This window comes from Vibrio sp. JZG10 (assembly GCF_054064075.1).
Window position 1 is genome coordinate 70,267 of record NZ_JBSUGE010000011.1, and the last position, 23,248, is coordinate 93,514.

At 45.2% G+C, this 23,248-nt stretch carries 20 protein-coding genes; 12 read left to right on the forward strand and 8 right to left on the reverse strand.

Annotated elements, in window-relative coordinates; genetic code table 11:
• Positions 1–7 precede the first annotated feature (7 nt).
• From tatA to tatC, 3 genes are all read left to right on the forward strand, one after another.
• Positions 8–253: a Sec-independent protein translocase subunit TatA gene (gene tatA, locus ACWYVB_RS13110; RefSeq protein WP_005382958.1), complete on the forward strand. Its 246-nt coding sequence runs from the start codon at positions 8–10 to the stop codon at positions 251–253.
• 3 nt (positions 254–256) lie between these two features.
• Positions 257–655, forward strand: coding sequence for a Sec-independent protein translocase protein TatB (gene tatB / locus ACWYVB_RS13115; protein ID WP_005382959.1), 399 nt, complete (start codon positions 257–259; stop codon positions 653–655).
• Between the two features lie 68 nt (positions 656–723).
• The gene (tatC, locus tag ACWYVB_RS13120) at positions 724–1,476 is read left to right on the forward strand and encodes a twin-arginine translocase subunit TatC (RefSeq protein ID WP_005394442.1); all 753 of its coding nucleotides are present in this window, start codon (positions 724–726) and stop codon (positions 1,474–1,476) included.
• Between the two features lie 460 nt (positions 1,477–1,936).
• Here tatC and ACWYVB_RS13125 read toward each other — a convergent pair whose 3' ends face one another.
• Positions 1,937–2,698 carry a TatD family hydrolase gene (locus ACWYVB_RS13125; RefSeq protein ID WP_046874158.1) on the reverse strand — a complete coding sequence of 254 codons (762 nt, stop codon included), beginning with the start codon at positions 2,696–2,698 and terminating at the stop codon, positions 1,937–1,939.
• A 184-nt stretch (positions 2,699–2,882) separates the two neighbouring features.
• Here ACWYVB_RS13125 and hemB point away from each other — a divergent pair, with 184 nt between their 5' ends.
• The 4 genes from hemB (at position 2,883) to ACWYVB_RS13145 (ending at position 8,154) form a co-directional block, all read left to right on the forward strand.
• Complete coding sequence (hemB, locus tag ACWYVB_RS13130) at positions 2,883–3,944, forward strand: porphobilinogen synthase (RefSeq protein ID WP_031777176.1); 1,062 nt, start codon at positions 2,883–2,885, stop codon at positions 3,942–3,944.
• Between the two features lie 127 nt (positions 3,945–4,071).
• Positions 4,072–4,506 (forward strand): N-acetyltransferase family protein, encoded by a 435-nt coding sequence (locus ACWYVB_RS13135; RefSeq protein ID WP_457529126.1) that lies wholly within the window; start codon positions 4,072–4,074, stop codon positions 4,504–4,506.
• 620 nt (positions 4,507–5,126) lie between these two features.
• Positions 5,127–7,913 carry a DNA polymerase I gene (polA, locus tag ACWYVB_RS13140; protein ID WP_256956424.1) on the forward strand — a complete coding sequence of 929 codons (2,787 nt, stop codon included), beginning with the start codon at positions 5,127–5,129 and terminating at the stop codon, positions 7,911–7,913.
• 193 nt (positions 7,914–8,106) lie between these two features.
• On the forward strand, positions 8,107–8,154 hold the full coding sequence (locus ACWYVB_RS13145) for a hypothetical protein (RefSeq protein WP_438356636.1): 48 nt from the start codon (positions 8,107–8,109) through the stop codon (positions 8,152–8,154).
• 508 nt (positions 8,155–8,662) lie between these two features.
• Here ACWYVB_RS13145 and yihA read toward each other — a convergent pair.
• A complete protein-coding gene (yihA, locus tag ACWYVB_RS13150; RefSeq protein ID WP_258459899.1) occupies positions 8,663–9,322 on the reverse strand; it encodes a ribosome biogenesis GTP-binding protein YihA/YsxC in 660 nt (219 codons plus the stop codon).
• A gap of 159 nt (positions 9,323–9,481) precedes the next feature.
• On the opposite strand from yihA, the gene ACWYVB_RS13155 reads away from it, so the two are divergent.
• The 5 genes from ACWYVB_RS13155 (at position 9,482) to hemN (ending at position 14,191) form a co-directional block, all read left to right on the forward strand.
• Positions 9,482–10,099 (forward strand): c-type cytochrome, encoded by a 618-nt coding sequence (locus ACWYVB_RS13155; RefSeq protein WP_457529129.1) that lies wholly within the window; start codon positions 9,482–9,484, stop codon positions 10,097–10,099.
• A gap of 839 nt (positions 10,100–10,938) precedes the next feature.
• Positions 10,939–11,577, forward strand: coding sequence for a class I SAM-dependent methyltransferase (locus ACWYVB_RS13160; protein WP_005394454.1), 639 nt, complete (start codon positions 10,939–10,941; stop codon positions 11,575–11,577).
• The gene (yihI, locus tag ACWYVB_RS13165) at positions 11,577–12,119 is read left to right on the forward strand and encodes a Der GTPase-activating protein YihI (protein WP_005394455.1); all 543 of its coding nucleotides are present in this window, start codon (positions 11,577–11,579) and stop codon (positions 12,117–12,119) included. Before ACWYVB_RS13160 ends, yihI begins: the two co-directional genes overlap by 1 nt.
• 7 nt (positions 12,120–12,126) lie before the next feature.
• Positions 12,127–12,615 (forward strand): DUF2489 domain-containing protein, encoded by a 489-nt coding sequence (locus ACWYVB_RS13170; protein ID WP_005379254.1) that lies wholly within the window; start codon positions 12,127–12,129, stop codon positions 12,613–12,615.
• A gap of 184 nt (positions 12,616–12,799) precedes the next feature.
• Positions 12,800–14,191 (forward strand): oxygen-independent coproporphyrinogen III oxidase, encoded by a 1,392-nt coding sequence (gene hemN / locus ACWYVB_RS13175; protein ID WP_005394456.1) that lies wholly within the window; start codon positions 12,800–12,802, stop codon positions 14,189–14,191.
• A gap of 70 nt (positions 14,192–14,261) precedes the next feature.
• Here hemN and add read toward each other — a convergent pair whose 3' ends face one another.
• The 6 genes from add to glnA all read right to left on the reverse strand — a co-directional run bounded on the left by add (position 14,262) and on the right by glnA (position 22,890).
• Positions 14,262–15,266, reverse strand: coding sequence for an adenosine deaminase (gene add, locus ACWYVB_RS13180; RefSeq protein ID WP_005395038.1), 1,005 nt, complete (start codon positions 15,264–15,266; stop codon positions 14,262–14,264).
• Positions 15,267–15,413: 147 nt separating this feature from the next.
• Entirely contained in the window at positions 15,414–17,960 is a 2,547-nt protein-coding gene (gepA, locus tag ACWYVB_RS13185) for a phosphodiesterase GepA (RefSeq protein WP_237312155.1), read from the reverse strand.
• A gap of 102 nt (positions 17,961–18,062) precedes the next feature.
• The gene (gene glnG, locus ACWYVB_RS13190) at positions 18,063–19,466 is read right to left on the reverse strand and encodes a nitrogen regulation protein NR(I) (RefSeq protein ID WP_005395036.1); all 1,404 of its coding nucleotides are present in this window, start codon (positions 19,464–19,466) and stop codon (positions 18,063–18,065) included.
• Positions 19,467–19,523: 57 nt separating this feature from the next.
• On the reverse strand, positions 19,524–20,570 hold the full coding sequence (glnL, locus tag ACWYVB_RS13195; RefSeq protein ID WP_012841226.1) for a nitrogen regulation protein NR(II): 1,047 nt from the start codon (positions 20,568–20,570) through the stop codon (positions 19,524–19,526).
• 132 nt (positions 20,571–20,702) lie between these two features.
• Positions 20,703–21,284 carry a DUF4124 domain-containing protein gene (locus tag ACWYVB_RS13200; RefSeq protein ID WP_012841225.1) on the reverse strand — a complete coding sequence of 194 codons (582 nt, stop codon included), beginning with the start codon at positions 21,282–21,284 and terminating at the stop codon, positions 20,703–20,705.
• A 196-nt stretch (positions 21,285–21,480) separates the two neighbouring features.
• Complete coding sequence (gene glnA / locus ACWYVB_RS13205; protein ID WP_005395023.1) at positions 21,481–22,890, reverse strand: glutamate--ammonia ligase; 1,410 nt, start codon at positions 22,888–22,890, stop codon at positions 21,481–21,483.
• Positions 22,891–23,248: the final 358 nt, after the last annotated feature.

The following is a 23,248-nucleotide window of genomic DNA, read 5'->3' on the forward strand; positions in this document are numbered from 1 at the left end:
AAAGAGAATGGGTGGTATCAGTGTTTGGCAACTTCTAATCATTGCTGTAATTGTTGTATTGCTATTCGGAACTAAGAAACTACGCGGTATCGGTGGCGATCTGGGTGGTGCCGTTAAGGGCTTCAAAAAAGCGATGAGCGAAGATGAACCTGCGAAAAATGACAAAGACGCAGACTTCGAACCAAAAAGTCTAGAAGAGCAGCAGAAAAAAGAAGCTGCTCCTGAAACGAAAAAAGACAAAGAGCAGGCGTAAAACGTGTTTGATATCGGTTTTTGGGAACTGGTATTAATATCTGTTGTTGGTCTGGTCGTTCTTGGGCCGGAGCGTTTGCCTCATGCTATTCGCAGCGTGTCTCGCTTTATCGGTGCAGCTAAGAGTATGGCAAATAGCGTCAAAGACGAATTGTCACACGAGCTGAAAGTCCAAGAGCTGCAAGAAAACTTGCGCAAAGCAGAGCAAATGGGGATGGATGATTTGTCCCCTGAGTTGAAATCTTCAGTCGAAGAATTGAAGAAGGCAGCGCAATCTGTAAATCGTCCTTACGCAAAGAACACCGATTCAGAGGCTGAGCCTGTAAAAACAGAGCCAGCAGCAGAAAAGGTAGAGAAAGCGGAAGAGAGCAAGGTTACAGCGGCAGATAAGAAAGCCGAATAGTCTCATTAGGAGGAGCTACTAGTGATTGGTAGCTCCTTTTTGATCTGGTTTTTAATAAGAGGTTTGCCATGTCTACCGTCGAGCAGACACAACCTTTAATTAGTCATTTGTTGGAGCTTCGCAACCGACTACTGCGCTCAATTTTGGCAGTGTTGGTGGTGTTTGTCGGACTAATTTATTTCTCTAACCACATTTACGAGTTTGTTTCCGCACCTTTAGTAGAGCGTCTACCTGAAGGCGCGACCATGATTGCTACGGATGTGGCTTCACCCTTTTTCACGCCACTGAAGTTGACGTTAATCGCTTCGGTATTTATTGCGGTGCCGTTTATTTTGTATCAAGTTTGGGCCTTTGTTGCTCCTGGCTTATACAAACATGAGCGTCGTTTGATTATGCCGTTGCTGTTTTCCAGCTCACTGCTGTTTTATTGCGGTGTGGCATTTGCGTATTTTGTGGTGTTTCCACTAGTGTTTGGCTTCTTTACTGCTATCTCTCTTGGTGGGGTAGAGTTTGCGACCGACATTTCTAGCTATCTCGATTTTGTACTGGCGCTATTTATGGCGTTTGGTATCGCATTCGAGGTGCCTGTTGCGATTATTTTGTTGTGTTGGACTGGGGCCACCACACCAGAAGATCTAAGACAGAAACGGCCTTATATCATTGTGGCGGCGTTTGTCGTAGGTATGGTGTTAACGCCACCAGACATGATCTCGCAAACCTTACTCGCTATTCCGATGTGTTTACTGTTTGAAGTCGGTTTGTTCTTTGCGCGTTTTTATACGCGTCGAGGCGAAGAGGCAGAAGCGGAAACCGAAGAATAAGTTTACTGTAGATGTAAAAAGCGGCTCAATTGAGCCGCTTTTTTTGCGGTTGGTTTGTTTATTGGGCTAACTACTTAACTTTCATGACGTAACCACACTTTGTGCATACGTATACTTCCTTGATGCCCAGCAGCTTTTGAAAAAAACTGCGCGGTACGCGTTGTAAGTAAGCACCATGTGTACACACTTCAACTTCCATATTCATGCTGTTTTACATTTGTGCTAATTAATGGGCATAAAGCAGTATAGAAAAAGAATATGTCTAATTGTCGACAGTTTTGCAAAACAGACGAAGTAAAGTGGCGATATGAGAGGTAAGTAGAGTTGCTAGTTAATTATTATTTTTATCAATAACTTTGTGTGGGTTGTTCTATTATTTCAATAGGTTGAATCATTCATTCAATAGTTTAGGTAATAAAAAAGCGACGTTGATTTCGTCGCTTTTTTCAATTTTCGTGAATTAAATATTAAACAGCTTTTTGGCATTTTCAGTCGTTATTGCATCGATAGTTGCGACATCGACATCACGCAAGTCGGCAACACGTTGTGCAACGAGAGAAGTGTAGGCTGGTTCATTACGCTTACCACGGTGCGGTACAGGCGCTAAGTATGGACAATCGGTTTCTAAAATGACCCACTGCATATCCAAATGTGGAATGACTTTATCCATCCCGCCATTCTTAAAGGTCGATACGCCACCCAAGCCTAAGTGGAAGCCTAGCTCATTGATTGCTTGCGCTTCTTCTAAGCTGCCTCCAAAACAGTGGAATACACCACGCAGACGACCATCTTGCTCTTGTCTTAGCAAAGTGAGTGTTTCTTCAATCGAATCACGAGTGTGGATAACGACTGGTAAATCCATCTCTTTTGCCCAGTTAAGTTGAGCTACGAACGCCATCTCTTGCTCGGCGCGATAGGTTTTGTCCCAATACAGGTCGATACCAATTTCGCCCACCGCAATAAACTTGTGTTTCTCAAACCAGCCGCGGATGATTTCCAACGTTTGCTCAACGTTGTTATCCACATAGCAAGGGTGGAGTCCCATCATTGAGTGGCACACGTCAGGATATGCCGCTTCGGTTTGTAGCATGGGCTCAATAGAGTCCAGATCGATGTTTGGCAACAGGATCTTATTAATGCCTTGCGCTAAGGCGCGTTGTACTACTTCATCGCGGTCGTTATCAAATTCGCTGGCATAGATGTGCGCGTGGGTATCGATCATCGTTACTCTCTGTGCTTCATGGTTGGTTTCGTATTCGAAGTATACTTGAGTGTGAGTGCTGGGTCATTTTCAGTTTTTTTCATTATCTTTTTCCAGATTGTCACTCGCAACATGCATCAAGAGTGATATGATTTTGTTCACCAGATGATTTGATCATCATAACCGTCCAGACAAGGAGAAAATGGTGTCTGTATCAATTCAAGGTCCATTCCCTGCACGCCGTATGCGTCGTTTACGTAAGCACGATTTTAGTCGTCGTTTGATGGCTGAGAACCAACTTTCTGTTAATGATCTGATTTACCCAATGTTCATCCTAATGGGTAAAGATCGTCGTGAGAGCGTGGAGTCCATGCCGGGTGTAGAGCGTTTGTCGATTGATTTAATGCTAGAAGAAGCGCAATACCTTGCAAATCTAGGCGTTCCAGCAATCGCGCTTTTCCCTGTCGTAAACCAAGACGCTAAAAGCTTATGTGCTACTGAAGCCTACAACCCAGAAGGTTTGGTTCAGCGAGCAGTACGTGCGCTTAAAGAACATATTCCTCAAATCGGTGTGATCACAGATGTGGCACTTGACCCATTCACGACGCACGGCCAAGACGGCATCATCGATGAAGATGGTTACGTAATGAATGATGAAACCACGGAAGTACTGGTTAAGCAGGCTTTGTCTCACGCTGAAGCGGGTGCTGACGTCGTCGCGCCTTCAGACATGATGGATGGCCGTATTGGTAAGATCCGCGAAGCATTAGAAAATGCGGGCTACATTCATACACAAATCATGGCTTACTCGGCTAAGTACGCGTCGAACTACTACGGACCATTCCGTGATGCGGTTGGCTCTTCTTCAAATCTAAAAGGCGGCAACAAGAAAAACTACCAAATGGACCCAGCAAACATTGACGAAGCGATCCATGAAGTGGCGCTAGACATCAATGAAGGTGCGGACATGGTGATGGTTAAACCTGGTATGCCATACTTAGATGTAGTTCGCCGAGTAAAAACCGAACTTCAGGTACCGACGTTTGCTTATCAAGTATCTGGCGAGTACGCGATGCATAAAGCGGCGATCATGAATGGCTGGCTCAAAGAGCGCGAAATTGTGATGGAATCACTACTGTGCTTCAAACGTGCAGGTGCTGACGGCATCTTAACGTACTTTGCGAAAGATGTGGCTGAGTGGTTGGCAGAAGAGAATGCACAAACTGCTCAACACCTAAATCGTACTCCGGAAGCGACTGAAGAGTAATTATCGCTCAGTGAGAAACACCAGACCAACAAGAGTTGTTCGTCTGTATATACCCAAGTAACCTCAGGCGGATTACAACAGTAACAATCCAAGGTGCTTGGGTATTTTTATTTTGGAGAAGAGAACAATGACAATGCTGATTCGTGAAGGCACATTGGAAGAAGCACTTCAAGTTGTGGCACGTGTTACCGAATTTTCGAAAGGAGAAACGGTAGACTCCATGACTCAACGTTTAGAAAAGAAAAACAGTTTAATCCTCGTTGCAGAAAAAAATGGCACGATTGTCGGCTTCAAAATAGGTTACGAATTAGAGAATGGTGTTTTCTATAGCTGGTTGGGTGGTGTTGTTCCTGAGGCTCGAAATGAAGGCGTGGCACAATTGCTTTTGGAAGCACAAGAAGATTGGGCGGCTGAGCAAGGCTATAACACGTTAAAAGTGAAATCTCGAAATCAGTTTCCTGCTATGCTTCGATTGTTATTGAGGAATGGCTATATCATTGAAAAATTTGAAGAAAAAATTAATCTTCGTGAATCTCGAGTTCATTTCATTAAAGCGATGTGAAAATAAATGAGATTTTTTCTCATTTAACTGTTGACTACGAAATGAGAATCATTATTATTAAACCTGTCTTAGGGAATGAGGAAGAGTTCACAAGGACGTTGAATGACTTATTAACAGAAGTTGATTAACTGAAAGTTGAGAAGTGATGAAACATTTTTCCGAGAACTTGCACGAATTCTTTTTGACACGACATTGCTCACATTGCTTCCAGTGTAATTTATAGCTTCTTGGTTAAGCTGCTCTATTTACAGAATTTGCTTTACCACTTCTGCTAGGCGACCCCATTCGGGTCGCTTTTTTCTTTTCTACGATTTCTATTTGACGTCACTATTCGTATTTTTTCCACACACGATGATCATTTAAGGATCGTTGATCTTCTCGCCGTTTTATAAAATAAACTTTTAAAAACAATAACTTAACGTACATGTTTTTTGTGTTTTCTATCATTGGATAACCAGTGGATAATTTCTATAAACAGAGTTATCCACAGGGTGAGGTTATCTTCGTGAATAAAATCGAAAAATTTACGCGACCTAGATCGAGTGAACAAGATAGATTCGGATCAGCAGTCATGGCATCCTAGGCAGATCTCTCAAGTACTGAATTGGATACAGACAATTATGGCAAGTATTCCTGAAAATCCGTTGATCCTTATCGACGGCTCTTCTTACCTATATCGCGCTTTTCACGCCTACCCGGGCACCATGAGCAATGGTGAAATTCCAACTAATGCCGTTTACGGTGTCGTGAACATGTTACGCAGCATGATGCGTCAGTTTGCGTCTGAGCGCATCGCGGTGGTTTTCGATGCGAAGGGAAAAACCTTCCGTGATGATATGTATGCAGAATACAAAGCTAATCGTCCGCCAATGCCGGATGATCTGCGTTGCCAAATTGAACCATTGCACAATGTTATTCGCGCGATGGGTTTACCACTGATCTGTGTTCCTGGTGTCGAAGCGGATGACGTCATTGGTACGTTGGCGCATCAAGCATCACAAAAGGGCATGCCTGTATTGATCAGTACTGGTGATAAAGACATGGCGCAGTTGGTGGATGATAATATTACCCTGATCAACACCATGACGAACGTCGTGATGGATCGTGAAGGTGTGGTTGAAAAGTTTGGCATTCCACCTGAGTTAATCATCGACTACCTAGCGCTGATGGGCGATAAAGTAGATAACATCCCTGGTGTGCCAGGCGTGGGTGATAAAACAGCGACCGCACTACTGCAAGGTATTGGCGGTCTGACTAAGCTGTATGAAAATCTCGATGACATTGCTGCGCTCGGTTTCCGTGGTTCTAAAACCATGGCGAAGAAGCTCATCGATAACAAAGAAAATGCCATGCTGTCGTACGAGCTCGCGACCATTAAATTGGATGTTGAACTTGAAGAAACGCCAGAATCACTGCTGAAAGCGGAACCAAATAAAGACGAACTAGTGAAGCTGTATGGCCAACTGACGTTTAAATCTTGGTTGAACGAACTACTTGACGGCGGTTCTGGGTCGGTAGAAGCTGTTGAGCTTGCTGGCTCTGCTCAAGCCTCTGCTTCTCATGCCGAGATGGAAACTTCCGCAGTGACAATCGACCGCAGCCAATATGAAACGATTCTGGATGAAGAAACCTTCAATGCGTGGCTAGATAAACTTCAAACGGCCGAGTTGTTTGCGTTTGATACGGAAACCGACAACCTAGATTACATGCTAGCGAACTTGGTTGGTCTGTCATTCGCTGTCGATGAAGGTATTGCCGCTTATGTGCCAGTTGCACATGACTACTTAGATGCGCCTGAACAGCTTGATCGTGATTGGGTACTAGAACAGCTGAAGCCAATTCTTGAAGACGCAGCGAAAGCAAAAGTAGGTCAAAACTTAAAGTATGATGCGTCTGTACTCGCTCGTTATGACATTGAGCTAAAAGGTATCAAGCACGACACGATGTTGGAATCGTATATCTACAACAGTGTCGGCGGTAAACACGATATGGACAGCTTGGCGCTTCGCTTCCTACAACACAGCTGCATTTCTTTTGAGCAAATTGCAGGTAAAGGCAAAAATCAGCTGACGTTTAACCAAATCGAGTTGGAACAAGCATCGCCATACGCGGCAGAAGATGCGGATGTGACCCTTCGTCTGCACAATCGCTTGTTTGCGAATATCGAGCAGGATGAAAGCCTGAAGACAGTGTACGAAGAGATTGAAATGCCGTTGGTGCCAGTTCTTTCGCGCATTGAACGCACCGGGGTCTTTATTGACGAAATGAAGCTGAGTGCGCAGTCGGTAGAGATTACCGCTCGCCTTGATGAGCTTGAAAAGAAAGCGTATGAAATTGCAGAGCAAGAGTTCAACATGAACTCGCCAAAGCAATTACAAGCCATCCTATTTGAAAAAATGGGTTTACCGGTGGTGAAGAAAACGCCATCAGGTACACCATCGACGAATGAAGAAGTGCTACAAGAACTCGCGCTAGATTACCCACTGCCAAAATTGATTTTGGAATATCGCGGTTTGGCGAAGCTTAAATCGACGTACACGGACAAGCTGCCGAAGATGATCAACCCAACAACAGGGCGTGTGCATACTTCTTACCATCAAGCAGTAACCGCAACAGGTCGTCTATCTTCTACTGATCCGAACTTACAGAACATTCCAATTCGTAACGAAGCCGGCCGTCGTATTCGCCAAGCGTTTGTCGCACCAGCTGGCCATAAAATCTTAGCGGTCGACTACTCGCAAATCGAACTGCGCATCATGGCGCACCTTTCTGGCGACCAAGCGTTATTGGATGCCTTCCGTGATGGTAAAGACATTCACGCTGCAACTGCGGCAGAAATTATGGGCCTGGATATTGAACAGGTATCGAGCGAGCAGCGTCGCCGTGCTAAAGCCGTTAACTTCGGGCTTATCTATGGCATGAGTGCATTTGGTTTGGCGAAGCAGCTTGGTATCCCTCGCGGCGAAGCACAAGCCTACATGGATAAATACTTTGAGCGTTACCCTGGCGTTATGCAGTACATGGAAGACACGCGCAGCACGGCTGCAGATAAGGGCTATGTTGAAACGATCTTTGGTCGACGTTTGCATTTACCAGAAATCAAATCGCGCAACGGGATGCGTCGTAAAGCTGCTGAACGTGCGGCAATCAACGCACCGATGCAAGGTACAGCTGCGGACATCATTAAGAAAGCGATGCTGTTGGTTGATCAGTGGATTCAGGAAGAAGGCAATGGCCGTGTGAAGTTGTTAATGCAAGTACACGATGAATTGGTCTTTGAAGTTGAAGAGTCATCATTGTCCGAAATTGAAAGTAAAGTACAGAAATTGATGGAATCTGCAGCAGAGCTAAAAGTACCGTTGGTTGCAGAAGCAGGGCACGGTGACAACTGGGATCAAGCTCACTAGTCACTTTTAGACCAAAATAACCAATTAATCATGAGCCAGCGCACAAACGCTGGCTTTTTTTTGCGATTAAAAAAGCTAGCGCAAAGTTAACTTTGATGTTGCTTAATAAAAATTTCATGAAAAAAAACTACAAAAAATCTTTGCAATTCTGACCAATTGTTGTACATTAATACTCGTAGGGTACAGAGGTAAGATGTTCTATCTTTCAGACCTTTTGTTTCACGTTATTGGATTAGGCTGATTCAGCCGCCCCAGTCAGCTTTTGACTGGGGCGTTTTTTATTGGGTGAAAGAAAATTTTTCTTTTTGTTCAATGTGTTGGGTTGGTAACGACTTGTCTTTATATTTCTCCCATCTTTAACCTATTGTCTACACTCCAATTTTCTTCAAAAAACTCGCAAACTATTCAATCTGTAAATTTATGCCAATCACACTATGATTTTTTCTTGAAGGAAACTAAGTTGACGTGGAAGTGGGTAGGTTTCTGTCTAACTTGTTGAATTATATTTTCTTTATTGGTTATGGTTGTGAATTGATTAAGCGAAAGCTAAAGTTAGGCGGCTTTTTAAGCTATTGAAATCATCCGATAGTTCAGCAATGCTTCGTCACATAACAATAATTACCAATTTTTCTCTCCCGTTATCCCTGCCAGGAAGGTGGGGATTTTTATTGCCTGTTATTTGGCTCAGATAAACAAAAGCCCCACCAAATGGTAGGGCCGTGTCGAAAAGATTTAACAAATATTGTTAATTATTCTTCGTCGCTTGCTGGGGTATCCAGTTCGCCTTCTTCTATCCGGTGTGCGAGCGCCGGTGCAAACCAGGTATCCAGTTTTGCGCGCAGCTGATCAACGCCTAATCCTTTAAGGGAAGAGAACACATCAACGGAAACGTCACCACCGAAAGTTTCTACTTGCTTACGAACTTTCAGCAGGGTTTGTTTGCGTGCGCCACTTTTTAGTTTATCTGCTTTGGTTAGCAAAACTTGCACAGGAATGTGGCTGTCGATGGCCCAGAAAATCATTTGCTGGTCGAGATCTTTCATTGGATGACGAATGTCCATCAGAACCACTAAGCCTTTTAGGCACTCGCGTTTCTGTAAGTATTCACCCAAAGATTTCTGCCATTTGTTTTTCATCTCTACCGGTACTTGAGCAAAACCGTATCCAGGTAGATCGACAATGTGACAACCTTCTTCTACTTTGAAAAGGTTGATTAATTGCGTACGACCAGGTGTCTTTGATGTCTTGGCTAAGCTTTTTTGATTAGTTAGACGGTTAAGTGCACTCGATTTACCAGCGTTTGAGCGTCCTGCAAACGCAATTTCGACACCTTCGTCTTCCGGTAGGTGACGAATATCGGGTGCGCTGGTGATGAAATGCGTATTTTGGTAATGAATTTTTACGCTCACTGTTAACTCCATCTCGACTTTGTGTAGTCGATTGATTACTTTTTTGTGAAAATGTGTAAAATAACCGTGCTCGGCATAAGGTCGCCTATTGTACCATGAGTGTACGCGGTATGTTCACATTCCGTGGTACTGGAAGCTTGATAATTATAATGGAATGTCATGAAGAAATTAGCGCTAATTTTGAGTCTTTTAGCCAGTTGCTCAGTATGGGCCCAAGGTAATATTGAGGCTGGTAAAGCAAAATCACAAACCTGTGTCGCCTGTCACGGAGCAGATGGCAACAGTGCAATAACAACGTACCCGAAACTCGCAGGCCAACACGCTAAGTATCTTGAGAAGCAGTTAAAAGAACTTAAGCTAGGCATGACAAGTGGTGGTAAACAAGGTCGTTACGATCCTGTAATGAGTGGTATGGCAATGCCACTGAGCGATGAAGATATCGCAGACCTATCTGCTTACTACGCTTCGCTACCAGTTTCAGAAAACTCAACACCTGAAGATGTGGTAGCAAAAGGCAAAACGCTTTATACCGCTGGTGATACCGAGCGTGGCCTAACCGCATGTATTGCATGTCATGGTCCTCGTGGCAATGGTACTGAGCTTTCAGGTTTCCCGAAAATTTCTGGTCAGCATGCTGACTACATCAAAGCTCAGCTAGAAAAATTCCGTGATGGCGACCGTGGTAATGATATGAATGCCATGATGCGCGACATCGCGAAGAAAATGACAGACGAAGATATCGAAGTGCTGTCTAAATACGTTGGCGGTCTGCACTAATATACCTAAATCGCTCAAGATCCTGCATCTTGAGCTGGTTGGGTAGATGTCCCTACATCGTTCGAGCAACTTGTACAAAAATGCCCTAGTGAATCCACTAGGGCATTTTTGTTCGTGACAGATATCACAGTCGAGTTTGGATGCGAAAGCGATAGTTGGCTCGGCAGTTTGTGAGACATTTGCCATACTTGATGTTGGCTTTTTCTTGTTGGTGTTTTTAAGTTTTTGATTAAATGATAATTTTGATGTTTTAGGAAAATAGGCGGATTATTTTTTCAACCCATTACTTGTGAGCATCGCGGGATGGCGTAAAGTAGAAGTCGTTCACAGGGGGTGAATGTAAGGATTTTAGACCACGGTTTAGGTCTCCAAGGATGTAGCTCGGATGCTTGGTGATTTAGAAAGGGATTTAGATAGGTAGGGAGCCTATCTGATAAGGATGGTCATCTCGTCTGACGGTTAAGACAGTGAAACGGATCAGGCACAGGAAGTTGCTCAGTAGACAGGAAGTAAACGGATAGCCAAAACTCATCAGGAAGATGAAAAACAACTCTTTTTGGCAGGGAAAGCTCGAAAAACAAAGGGATCATTGGTGCACCAAATGTGTGCAACACAGTTTCGCCACTTGATGGCACTTAGAAAGCGACAGTCTGACTGTCGCTTTTTTTATATTCTTTTCCCTTGGTAAGTCGCAATCTGAATTACGATTACTGCACTTATTTACTTCGATGGGTTGTAAACAAAGTTTTTTAACAAAAATTGCTGAAAAAATGCTCAGCAACACTCCAATCTGAGTTCACTTTCTGGTATGTTTCGCATCCCTGTTTGAGGAAGTCAGCATGCATACCTGTCCTTTATGCCAAAATCAGCGTACTCACCACTATTTTGAAGATAAGCGACGTGAATATCTTCAATGTGAGCAGTGCAGTTTGGTGTTTGTGAATCCAGACCAACGTTTGGATGCGGAAACCGAAAAAGCTCACTATGATTTGCATGAGAACAACCCTGAAGATTTAGGTTACCGACGCTTTTTGTCGCGTATTGCTGACCCGATCACAGAGCGAATTTCTCCACAATCAAATGGTATCGACTTTGGTTGTGGTCCTGGCCCAACGCTCTCCTTAATGCTGGAAGAGGCGGGGCACAACATGGCGTTGTACGACCTCTACTACCACCCTGATACGTCGGTTTTAGAAAAAACGTATGACTTCATGACAGCAACAGAGGTGATAGAGCACCTCTACCACCCAGATTTGGTGTGGAAGCAATGGTTGAATTTAGTTAAGCCAGGGGGCTGGATAGGCCTGATGACGAAAATGGTCATCGACGTGGAGGCTTTCAAATCATGGCATTATAAGAACGATCTCACTCATGTAGTGTTCTTTAGTCGTGACACGTTCCAGTTCCTAGCAGAGCGGGATAAGCTCGAACTCGAATTTATTGGTAATGATGTAATTTTACTGAGGAAACCCCAGTAATGAGCCGTAGTAAAAAATCTAGAAAGCCAGGTGCCGCTGGCGCACCTGAGTTTGTTGTAACTCGTAACCGTACAGAATCTGATGTGGAAGGCCGCCTACGCAAGCGTGCTAAAAAGCGCAAAGGCTTGAAAACGGGTAACCGTAACTCAGAAGTTAACGAGCAGAAAAAGCAAGCTGCTGCACAAAACCGCGACCCGCGTTTAGGCAGCAAAAAGAAAATTCCTCTGGTTGTTGAGCCTGCGAAGAAAATGACGAAGCAAGAGCGTCGTTTGTCGGCAGAGCAAGAACTAGAGATGCTAGAAAATGACGCGCAATTGAACGTGTTGCTAGACCGCATTGAAGCGGGTGAAAACCTAGGCACAGGTCTACAGAAATACGTCGATGAGAAGCTCGACCGCATTGAGAAGCTAATGGACCAACTAGGTTTGTTGGAACCTGAAGAAGAGGAAGACTTCACTGCTCCTGCTGAGAAAAGCACGCGCAATGATGATGACTTGCTGGCAGATTTCGACGACATTAACTTCGACGACTACAAAGGATAATTAAGCTATGAATGTAACCTTATTAGCTATTGCTGGTGTTGTGATTATCATCGCACTTGCTTCTTATGCAGGTTACCTTCTGCTTCAATTGAAAAAGCAAAAGGAATTGCAGCTAAAGCATCAAAAATTGGCGATAGATAAACGTAACGCCAACATTTTTGAGAATGTGCATACCTTGTGTCAGGCGGGTATTCAAGGCCAATGCGATTTATCTGAAATCAGTATTCGTGTGTATAACATCATGGATTATGTACAAGGTGAAGACCGTGTCGATTTCGATAAAACGTACCCTGCAATTTCTGAGCTTTACCATATCGTGAAAGATATGGCACGTGGTGAAGAACGCCAACAACTTGCCAAGAAAGAGCGTATGCAACAGAACTTGACGCGTCATAAAGCGGAAAGCCGCCTCACTGATGCGATCATTGAGGAGCTCAAAGTGTTGCAGAAAAACGTCCAGCCACTGAATAATCAAATCAATATTCAGATGATTTAATAGTTACCCCCAATGGTTTCCTTATGACTGTTGGGGGGATCGTGATCACGCTAGCACTTCTTTAGTTTTATAATTAAAAAGCCAGTCGGCGTTGCCACGCTTGTCATCGTCGTATGGCAAAATAGCGGCTCTGAATATCGGGTGACGGCTTTCGTTGCCCTAGCATTTAACGGAAAGTACCACCATGTCGAATCAACACACTGAATCGAAGCAGCAAATCGTCTGGGATCAAGCGGTATTGGATAAGTACAACTATTCCGGTCCTCGCTACACGTCGTACCCAACGGCGCTGGAGTTCCATGAAGCGTTCACCATTTCTGATTATGATATGGCATGCACTCAGTACCCAGACCGCCCATTATCGCTGTACGTGCACATTCCGTTCTGTCACAAGCTTTGTTACTACTGTGGTTGTAATAAAGTCATTACGCGCCACTCGCACAAAGCGGACGAATACCTCGATGTGCTTGAGCATGAGATTCGTCAACGTGCAGCCTTATTGGTGGGCAGAACGGTAACGCAATTGCACTTTGGTGGTGGTACGCCAACGTTCCTTTCTGAAAAGCAAATTACACGCGTAATGAGCCTGTTGCGCCAAGAGTTTACCTTTAGCAGTGATGCTGAAATCAGTATCGAAGTTGACCCGCGTGAAATTCAGATCACCATGTTGGATCACCTACGTAGCGAAGGCTTTAACCGCTTGAGCATCGGTGTTCAGGACTTCAACAAAGAAGTGCAAAAACTGGTGAACCGTGAGCAAGATGAAGAGTTCATCTTTGCGATGGTTGCGCGCGCAAAAGAGTTGGGTTTCCGTTCGACAAACCTAGATTTGATCTACGGCTTGCCAAAGCAAACCAAAGCCTCTTTTGCCAAGACGTTAGAACAAGTACTGGAAATGCAGCCGGGCCGTCTATCCGTGTTTAACTACGCGCACATGCCACAGCTATTTGCAGCGCAGCGTAAGATTAAAGACGAAGACCTGCCAAAAGCAGAGGAGAAGATGGCGATTCTGCAAGACACCATCGCGACACTGACTGGCGCTGGCTATCAATTTATCGGTATGGACCATTTTGCATTACCTGATGACGAACTTGCCGTTGCTCAGCGCGAAGGTATTTTGCATCGCAACTTCCAAGGCTACACCACACAAGGTGAATGTGATTTGGTTGGGTTTGGGGTTTCTGCAATTTCGATGATTGGCGATGCGTACGCGCAAAACCAGAAAGAGCTGAAGAAATACTACGCTCAAGTCAACGAACTTCGTCACGCACTGTGGAAAGGGGTCTCGCTGGACTCTGATGATTTGCTACGTCGCGAAGTGATCAAGCAGCTGATTTGTAATTTTAAACTAGACAAGAAAGCGATCGAGTCTGAGTTTAAAGTGAAGTTTGATCAGTACTTTAAAGAAGACTTGCAGCTACTTCAGACCTTCATCAACGATGAGCTGGTGGAAGTGGATGACAATGAAATTCGTGTGACGCTGCGAGGTCGTTTGCTGATCCGTAATATTTGTATGAGCTTCGATAAGTACCTGCGAGCGAAGGCGCGTCAGCAACAATTCTCTCGTGTTATCTAATCATAGACGCCGATTCAAGATATAAAAAAATGCCAGCAGATGCTGGCATTTTTTTATGTTTTCGCTGGATTTAAGCGCGATCTTTTACTTTTGCTTTCAGTTCCGCTTTTTCTGCTTCTGAAAGGAATGCAATCTCAAGACCATTGATTTGTGCTTGGCGAATCTGGTCTTGGCTCAGACCAGCTGCTGGTGCCGCTACTTCGTATTCGTATGGCAGCTCGATACCTTCAACCGCTGGGTCGTCAGTGTTCAGACACGCAAGAACGCCATGCTCTAGGAACTGTTTGAGAGGGTGGTTTTCTAACGTTTCTACCGTGCTTGTTTGGTAGTTTGATGTTAGGCAAGACTCAATACCAATGCGGTTTTCTGCTAGGTAATCCATCAGTTTTGGATCGTGGATCGCTTTTACGCCGTGACCGATACGAGTTGCGCCCAGCTCATTGATTGCTTGCCACATGCTCTCTGCACCTGCTGCTTCACCAGCATGAACCGTTACCCCAAGGCCAGCGTCGCGTACTTGTTTGAAGTGAGACACAAAGCGATCGCCCGGTTGGCCCAGTTCGTCACCCGCCAAGTCGACGGCAACGATGTGATCTTTTTGGCTCAGAATGCCGTCCAGTTCTTGTTGGCACGCGTCGGTGCCAAATGTGCGGCTCATGATGCCGATCAGGTTGGCTTTCACGCCAAAATCGCGCATACCCGCTTGCACACCGTCCACGACTGCTTCAACAACACCCGCTACTGGTAACTTGTGTTTCATTGCCATGTAGTATGGTGAGAAACGCAGTTCAGCGTAATCGATTTGAGCGTTTAGTGCGTCTTCCACGTTTTCGTACGCCACACGACGACATGCATCTAGGTCGCCCAGTACCGCAACACCCCAGTCGAGCTTAGAAAGGAAAGCAACAAGAGAGGGTTCAGCTTCGACAATTTGAACGTGAGGAGTGAGAGACTCAATATCGTACGCTGGCAGAGCAATACCAAATTTTTGGCCAAGCTCAAGAATCGTTTTAGTACGAATGTTACCGTCTAGGTGGCGGTGCAAATCAGTAAGAGGAAGGTTCTTCGTTATCATTATGTCGATCCGGATAGTTATGAACTGGAACAGGGCCCAAACATCATCTGTGACAATACATGGGTAAGATTTGCAGTTAAGTATAAATAACAGTTAGGTAGATTGTCAGTAGAGGATGACTAGGAAATCAACGATTCTCGCTCTTTTCTACTTCATGTTAACCAAATTTGTTGGCCACTCTTCTAGTGGCATTGGACGACTGTAATAGAAGCCTTGCACTTGGTTGCAGCCTAAAGACCGCAATAATTGTGCTTGATTGCTATCCTCTACGCCTTCTGCGACGACATTGGTTTTGAGGCCCGCGGTGATATTGATGACCGCAGCAACGACCGAACTGTCTAAGTTTTCTTGCGTGAGTTGATTGATGAAGGTGCGATCAATCTTTAAACAAGTAAATGGCAGTGAGTGAAGATAACCCAGTGATGAGTAACCGGTACCGAAATCATCGATCGCGATACCAATCCCCATATCACGCAGTTTGGTCATATTTTCCAGCGTGGTTGGTGCGCTATCAATAATGCGCGACTCGGTGATCTCCAGTGTTAGATTACTGGCGGGTAATTTCGTGGTATCCAATACGTTGGTCACCGTATCGACAAAATCAGGGCAGGACAGTTGATTAACGGAGATGTTCACATGCAGTTGGAAGTCTGATGGCCACTGATTACTTTGAATGGCTTGGTATGTATCGCGGCAAGCTTGTAACAGAATTTGTTGGCCAATGGCTTTGATCATGCCGCTTTCTTCTGCGATTGGAATAAAATCTAATGGTGACACCATTCCTGAGTCACTGTGCCAGCGCGCCAGCGCTTCTGCGCCACACACATTACCACTAGCGAGATCCACAATAGGTTGATAATGAGGGACAAATTCTTGGTTTTCGATGCCAGTTTGAATCTTAGTCAGCATTTGGGTGCGGAACTTTGAAGCGCTTGCCAGTTCAGGGCTGTAATGACAGACACCGGTCAGTGAGTCTTGCTTGGCGTAGCTTAATGCGATGCTGGCGTTGCGAAGCCACAGCGGCATGGTTTCATTTGGTTGGGTTTGCACAATGCCAAGTGAAATCTTCATCACTACATTCTCACCTTCCACCATAAATGGGGTGGAAAAGAGTTGCTGTAATCGACGCTCGGTTTGTTTAACTTTGGCTTCAGTATCGGCGTTTGAGAGAAACACTGCGAACTCATCACCACCAATCCGAGCCAGTAACGCGTTATCACTAAACTCTTGTTTTAGCCTTTCTGCGATGCTGACCAACAGTTGATCACCGTTATGATGCCCCACACTGTCGTTGATATCTCTAAATTTGTTGATACCAAGTAAAAATAAACTGCCGTGGCACAGGTGAGATTGGTTCTCACAGATTTCGACCAAGCCCTGACGACTGTATAAGCGTGTCAGAGAGTCATAAACCAACTGCTCACGCAACGCTTTAAATGAGGCTCTGAGGTTACTCGTCATCTCATTAAAGGCATGCACAAGTACCGTTGTCTCATACACATAACCAGGTTTTGGCATACTGCTGTCCCAATCGCCATTCGCAAGGTGTTGGGCGGCGTCGGCCGTCGCGTTAATCGGTCTGGTGACTCGGTTGAAAATGATCCAACTGATGGCGATACCAAATAAGCTGACGATAAACCCGACCAGCCAACTCTTTTGTTGGCTTTTCGGCAATGTACCCAGCAACTCGGATTCAGATATAGAGGTGCCAATAAACCATGTTAAACCGTTTTGATCTCGGTATGGGGTTAGTCGGCTGAAAATACGTTGGCCGTCATGCTCAAATGAAAAGGTGTAAGGTTGCTTAGTATTGTTGAGATCAAACGACCGAACGCGGCTCGCACTGATTTTGATGATCGGATCTGCGTTTTCAGCCGCAAACAAACGCTGCCCTTTATCAGAAAACTTTGTACCCCATGAGATGACGCTTCCCGGGCCTGAGTGAGCGATTAAACGATGCTCTGGGTCCATGATGTAGACCGAAGCTTTGGTGTTGTATTTTAACTCACGTAGAAATTCGTTAAATGTGTTGATGCGAATGTCTGTCACCAACACGCCAGCAAATTGGTCGTGTTTATACACTGGTGTCATGGCTGACAGCGTAATATCCTGGCGTTCATCGGCATTCGTATAAATCTCAGACCACATCGAGGTTTGAGTCTCTGCGACGGGCGTATACCATGGGCGAGTGCGAGGATCGTATGGAGAGATAACCGTTCGAATGCTATTACTCACATGGTTGGTGCCATAAATAATCAGATCACCATCGGTATATCGATCTTGAACCATTAAGGTGTAATCGTCGGAAAGCTCGCGGCGGAACCCGGCAAAGTCACCGCTTTCTGAACCAAATGCGATGACATCCAACTGCGGTATCGATTGGTAAAGGTTTTTGAATGCACTCAGCAGGTAGCTTTGAATATCTGAGGTGTCGTGAGGGTGATAAAGGTTGTGATAGCTGACGTTATGCGCGAGAGCCATAACCGCAGTAAACGGCTTGCGCAGATAGCTATTAAGGTGGTCGTGGACACTTTCGGTTAACACGGAAAGTTGTTTGTCGCTGATATCTGTGACCACTTCTTCGTAGCTTTGCTTTTGGACGTAGACAATGACACCGATCGCCAGTAAGAAGATCATGACAAATGGAATGAGAACAGCGGTACGCAGTGTAATTTGAGTCGTAGCAGTAGACATTGCCTAATCACATAGATGGTGGTGCGCCACAATTGTACTGATATTTTTGTTAATATCGAGTGACAAACGACTCTCGTTGTTAACGCACCACGTAAGTGATTGTCAGTACAATTCTTTTAATTTTCTGGTAAGCGTGTTTCGCCCCCAGCCTAATACTTTAGCGGCATCTTGCTTGTGACCTTTAGTGTGCTCCAAAGCGGCCTCTAATAAAATGCGCTCAAATTCTGGTAAAGCATAAGAAAGCAGTTCTTTATCTCCTGCCGCGAGTGATTGACGTGCCCAATCCGCCAATTGTTCTTGCCAGCTGCCATGCTCAGAGTCCGAAATGGATTTTTTCTCTTCGAGCAGTTCGCTTGGTAAGTCGTTTGGCAATACCTCGCTACCACTGGCCATGACGGTTAACCAACGGCAAATATTCTCTAATTGACGCACGTTGCCCGGCCAATCAAGGCGGTTAAGAATTTCAACGGTCGACGGATGCAGAGTTTTGGTTTCGACCCCCAGCTCATCAGCCGCTCGGATAAGAAAATGCTGCGTAAGTTTTTCGATGTCCTGCTTACGCTCACGCAATGCCGGAATCTGCACTCGAATCACGTTCAAGCGATGGAATAAATCTTCACGGAAATCGCCTTCATGCACCAGCTTTTCTAAATTCTGGTGTGTTGCCGCGACAATCCTTACGTCGACGCTGATTGGGGAGTGACCGCCCACTCGATAAAACTGTCCATCGGCCAGAACACGCAGCAAACGGGTTTGAATATCTAACGGCATGTCACCGATTTCGTCTAAAAATAGGGTGCCGCCATTGGCTTGTTCGAATCGACCCTGACGAACATTGTTCGCCCCGGTAAATGCCCCTTTTTCATGACCAAACAACTCTGACTCAATCAGATCTTTGGGAATCGCCGCCATATTGAGTGCAATAAAAGGTTTGTTGGCGCGAGGACTATGGCGGTGCAACGCATGAGCAACGAGCTCTTTACCCGTGCCCGATTCACCGTTAATCAATACTGAAATTGAGGAGCGAGAAAGACGGCCAATGGCGCGAAATACTTCTTGCATGGCTGGCGCTTCACCGATGATTTCTGGCGTTTCTGCTGGAATGTCTTCTGGAGAGAGTTGCTCACGTTTATTTTCGTGACTGTGTGCAATCGCTCGCTCAACTAACGTTAAGGTTTCATCGATATCAAAAGGTTTTGGTAAGTATTCAAAGGCGCCTTTTTGGTACGCATTCACTGCCGCATCCAAATCTGAGTGGGCGGTCATGATAATCACGGGAAGGTCTGGGTAATCGCGCTGTACTTGTTTTAGCAGCTCTAATCCATCAATGCCCGGCATGCGAATGTCCGATACCAGCACATCTGGTACTTCGCGTTCGAGCGCCATCAAAACGCTTTCCCCATCGGCATAGGTTTCGCATTTTATGTTGGCAGAGGAGAGCGTTTTCTCCATCACCCAGCGAATGGAACTGTCGTCATCAACGACCCAAACATATCCTTTACTCATGTAGTAATCCTTGCAGCAAACCGAAAAACTGATGCGACTTGAAGTCCATTAGCGCAATCAGATCGGCAAATAAATAGTAAATGTTGTGTGACCAGGCCAGCTTTCTACGTCTATTTTTCCATTGTGCTGGTCGATCAAATTTTGTGAAATAGACAGCCCTAAGCCAGTTCCTCCCTCGCGGCCACTGACCATGGGATAGAACAGCGTGTCTTGTAATTCCGGTGGAATGCCTGGGCCGTTGTCTGTGATTTCGACACGCGCAGCGAGTTTACAGCGTTTGCCGTGAATATTAGCTTGATGCACCGTTCTGGTGCGAATGGTGATTTTACCGTGTTCTTGATGGCTAAGAATTTGCGCTGCATTACTGACGATATTAAGCATCGCCTGTTCGATTTGGTCCGCATCCATCAAAATTTCTGGCAAGCTCGGGTCGTAATCACGTTCAATCACGATTGAACGTTGCGATTCTAGTTCAACCAACTGGCGGACCTTTTCCAGAATTTGATGCAAGTTTTCTTGTGTCTTCTTACCTGGCTTTTGTGGTCCGAGTAATCGATCAACGAGCGCTCTTAAACGGTCGGCTTGCTCAATAATGATGTGCGTATATTCGGTGAGAGAGGGATCTGGCAGCATTTTTTCTAGCAATTGCGCTGCACCACGTAATCCACCTAGCGGGTTTTTGATCTCATGTGCAAGCCCTCGGACTAACAGTTTCGCCGCTTGTTGTTGGGCGTGCTGGTTCAGTTCTTGAGAGAGTCGGCGCTGCTGATCAATTTTGCGCATCTCAACCAGAAGCATCAACTGCTTTTGCCAAGTGATTGGGCTAACTGTCACCTCTAGCATTAAGGGGCGGCCATCAACAACGAAAGTGACGTCACTGTCGGTGATGCTTTGGCCACTTTGCAATGGTTGAGTGAGCAGCGCGAGATCCAGCGACGCATGTTGAATCAATTGAGAAAGCGATTGTTCAACAATACGTTTCGCGCTTTGAGAAAACAGCAACTCGGCAGCCGGATTGGCATAACGGATAGCCAATCCATCATCAAGAATCAGCGTTGCTGTCACCATGTTGTTGAGAATGGCACTAGGAAGACTGGTATCCACATTACGTCCTTGTTTTGCTTTAAGATTGTGCGTTGCACAATAATGGTGCAATTGAACGTTAAGTATGGCGAATAAATCTCAGAAGAAAAAGTGAAAAGCACCGCAGTGATGCTATTTTTTTCACCAGATATTCTATTTTGCCCCTTTTACGGTCGGCTTAACACTTGCTCTATGTAAATGCACCGTTATAGGGCTAGTAGATGCAATAAGCTTGCCGCTTCTTTTCGCGTGCACGGCCAGTGTGTGGGTGCCTCGGTCAATATTGTTTAACTGCCACATCATATGGCTTTGTGGCGCACCATAAGGTTTTCCGTCGAGCAGCAGTTGCAACTGTTCGCCGATACCAAGCTTGCGATTGGTTTCCAGTTGAATATTGATGATGCCTCGGTTGCTGCGGATGGTTTCGTTATGTTGAGGAGTCAGCATCGAGAGCTTTAATGGGAGAGGTTTATCGGTTTTCTTTTCCGGCTTGTCTTGTGGCTCTTTCGATGGCTTGGTCTGAGGGGCGAGTGATTCCGTGCTTTCTACCTTAGGAGCGGGTGCGCTGGCTTCAAGGTTTGGCAACGCGATGGCTTTTGCACCTTGGTTTGGCGTATCACTAAAATGAACCACGCCATTTTTATCTACCCATGTATAAGCAACCTGCGCTGATGCGATGGAGACGATTAATAATCCGCTGAGAGCACATAGCGATGGAATAAGCTGAACTTTCATTGCTCACCTTCTTTTGATCGATGATTTCACGTTTCAATGGCTTAGCTCTTTGACCTACAAGGTAAAAAGTCCAAGCGTATTTTTATTATCCCCTCATGTTAAACGTCGAATCTTGACTGACGAATACAAAAAAGGCCCGCCTGCGAGGCGAGCCTAATATTTTGTTGCTGTGTTTACATTTTACACAGTGTCGACCTTATACAGAGTAGTAAAGTTCGAACTCAACTGGGTGAGTTGTCATGTTCACGCGCTCTACGTCCTGAGATTTCAGCTCGATGTAAGAGTCGATGAAGTCGTCAGAGAATACACCACCCGCTGTTAGGAATTCACGGTCAGCATCTAGCTCTGCTAGTGCGTCTTTCAGTGAGTATGCAACCGTTGGGATTTCTGCTGCTTCTTCTGCTGGTAGATCGTAAAGGTCTTTATCCATTGCTTCGCCTGGGTGGATCTTGTTCTTAATACCGTCAAGACCAGCCATTAGCATTGATGCAAAGCATAGGTATGGGTTAGCCGCTGGGTCACCAAAGCGAACTTCGATACGACGTGCTTTCGGGCTTGGTACCACTGGGATACGGATTGAAGCAGAGCGGTTACGTGCAGAGTAAGCAAGCATAACTGGCGCTTCGAAGCCTGGTACAAGACGTTTGTACGAGTTTGTTGATGGGTTAGCAAATGCGTTGATTGCACGAGCGTGTTTGATGATACCGCCAATGTAGTAAAGCGCCATTTCAGATAGACCGCCGTACTTGTCACCAGCAAATAGGTTTACACCATCTTTCGCTAGAGATTGGTGAACGTGCATACCACTACCGTTGTCACCAACAAGTGGTTTAGGCATGAATGTTGCCGTTTTACCAAACGCGTGAGCAACGTTGTGTACAACGTACTTGTAGATTTGGATTTCGTCAGCTTTGGTTGTTAGCGTGTTGAAACGAGTTGCGATTTCGTTTTGACCCGCTGTTGCCACTTCGTGGTGGTGCGCTTCAACAACAAGACCCATTTCTTCCATTACTAGACACATAGCAGAACGGATGTCTTGAGATGAATCCACTGGAGCTACAGGGAAGTAACCACCTTTAACGCCTGGACGGTGACCTTTGTTACCTTCTTCGTAATCAGAACCTGTGTTCCATGCTGCTTCTACGTCATCGATCTTGAAGAAAGAGCCTGACATGTCAGTCGCGAATTTCACGTCGTCAAATAGGAAGAATTCTGGCTCAGGACCGATAAGTACAGTATCTGCAACGCCAGTAGAGCGCATGAAGTCTTCAGCGCGTTTTGCGATAGAACGTGGGTCACGGTCGTAGCCTTGCATTGTTGCCGGCTCTAAGATGTCACAACGGATGTTTAGTGTTGCGTCTTCCGTGAATGGGTCAAGCACAGCAGAAGATGCGTCAGGCATCATTACCATGTCTGATTCGTTGATACCTTTCCAGCCAGCAACTGATGAACCATCGAACATTTTACCTTCTTCGAAGAAGTCTGCGTCGATTTGGTGAGCAGGGATCGAAATGTGCTGCTCTTTACCTTTTGTATCAGTGAAGCGTAGGTCAACAAACTTAACTTCGTTTTCTTGGATCAGCGATAGAACGTTTTCTACTGACATCTTGGATAACCTCCAGTGTTAATAAGCGGTAAAAGCTCGATTTATGAATTATTCATGAAACCTGGCATTGATTAATCAATTTGACTTTTCATTAATCGATGCTGTTTTAACTAAAGCCAAAACCGTGCCAAAAAAAATATTCCATTAATTTCAAGCAATTGTGTTTTTTGGCGCTAGCTTGGTGCAGATGATTGCACCAAAATGATCTTTACTCGCACCATTGTGGTGCGGAAAATCATTATTGCACCATAATGTGACAGTCGCATTGCTTATTCAGCCCAGTTTTTGAGCAAGAGTCAATTTGAATTATGCATCGATTGGAATAAAGTTGCGTTTAATCAATTCGTTCTGAGGAAGA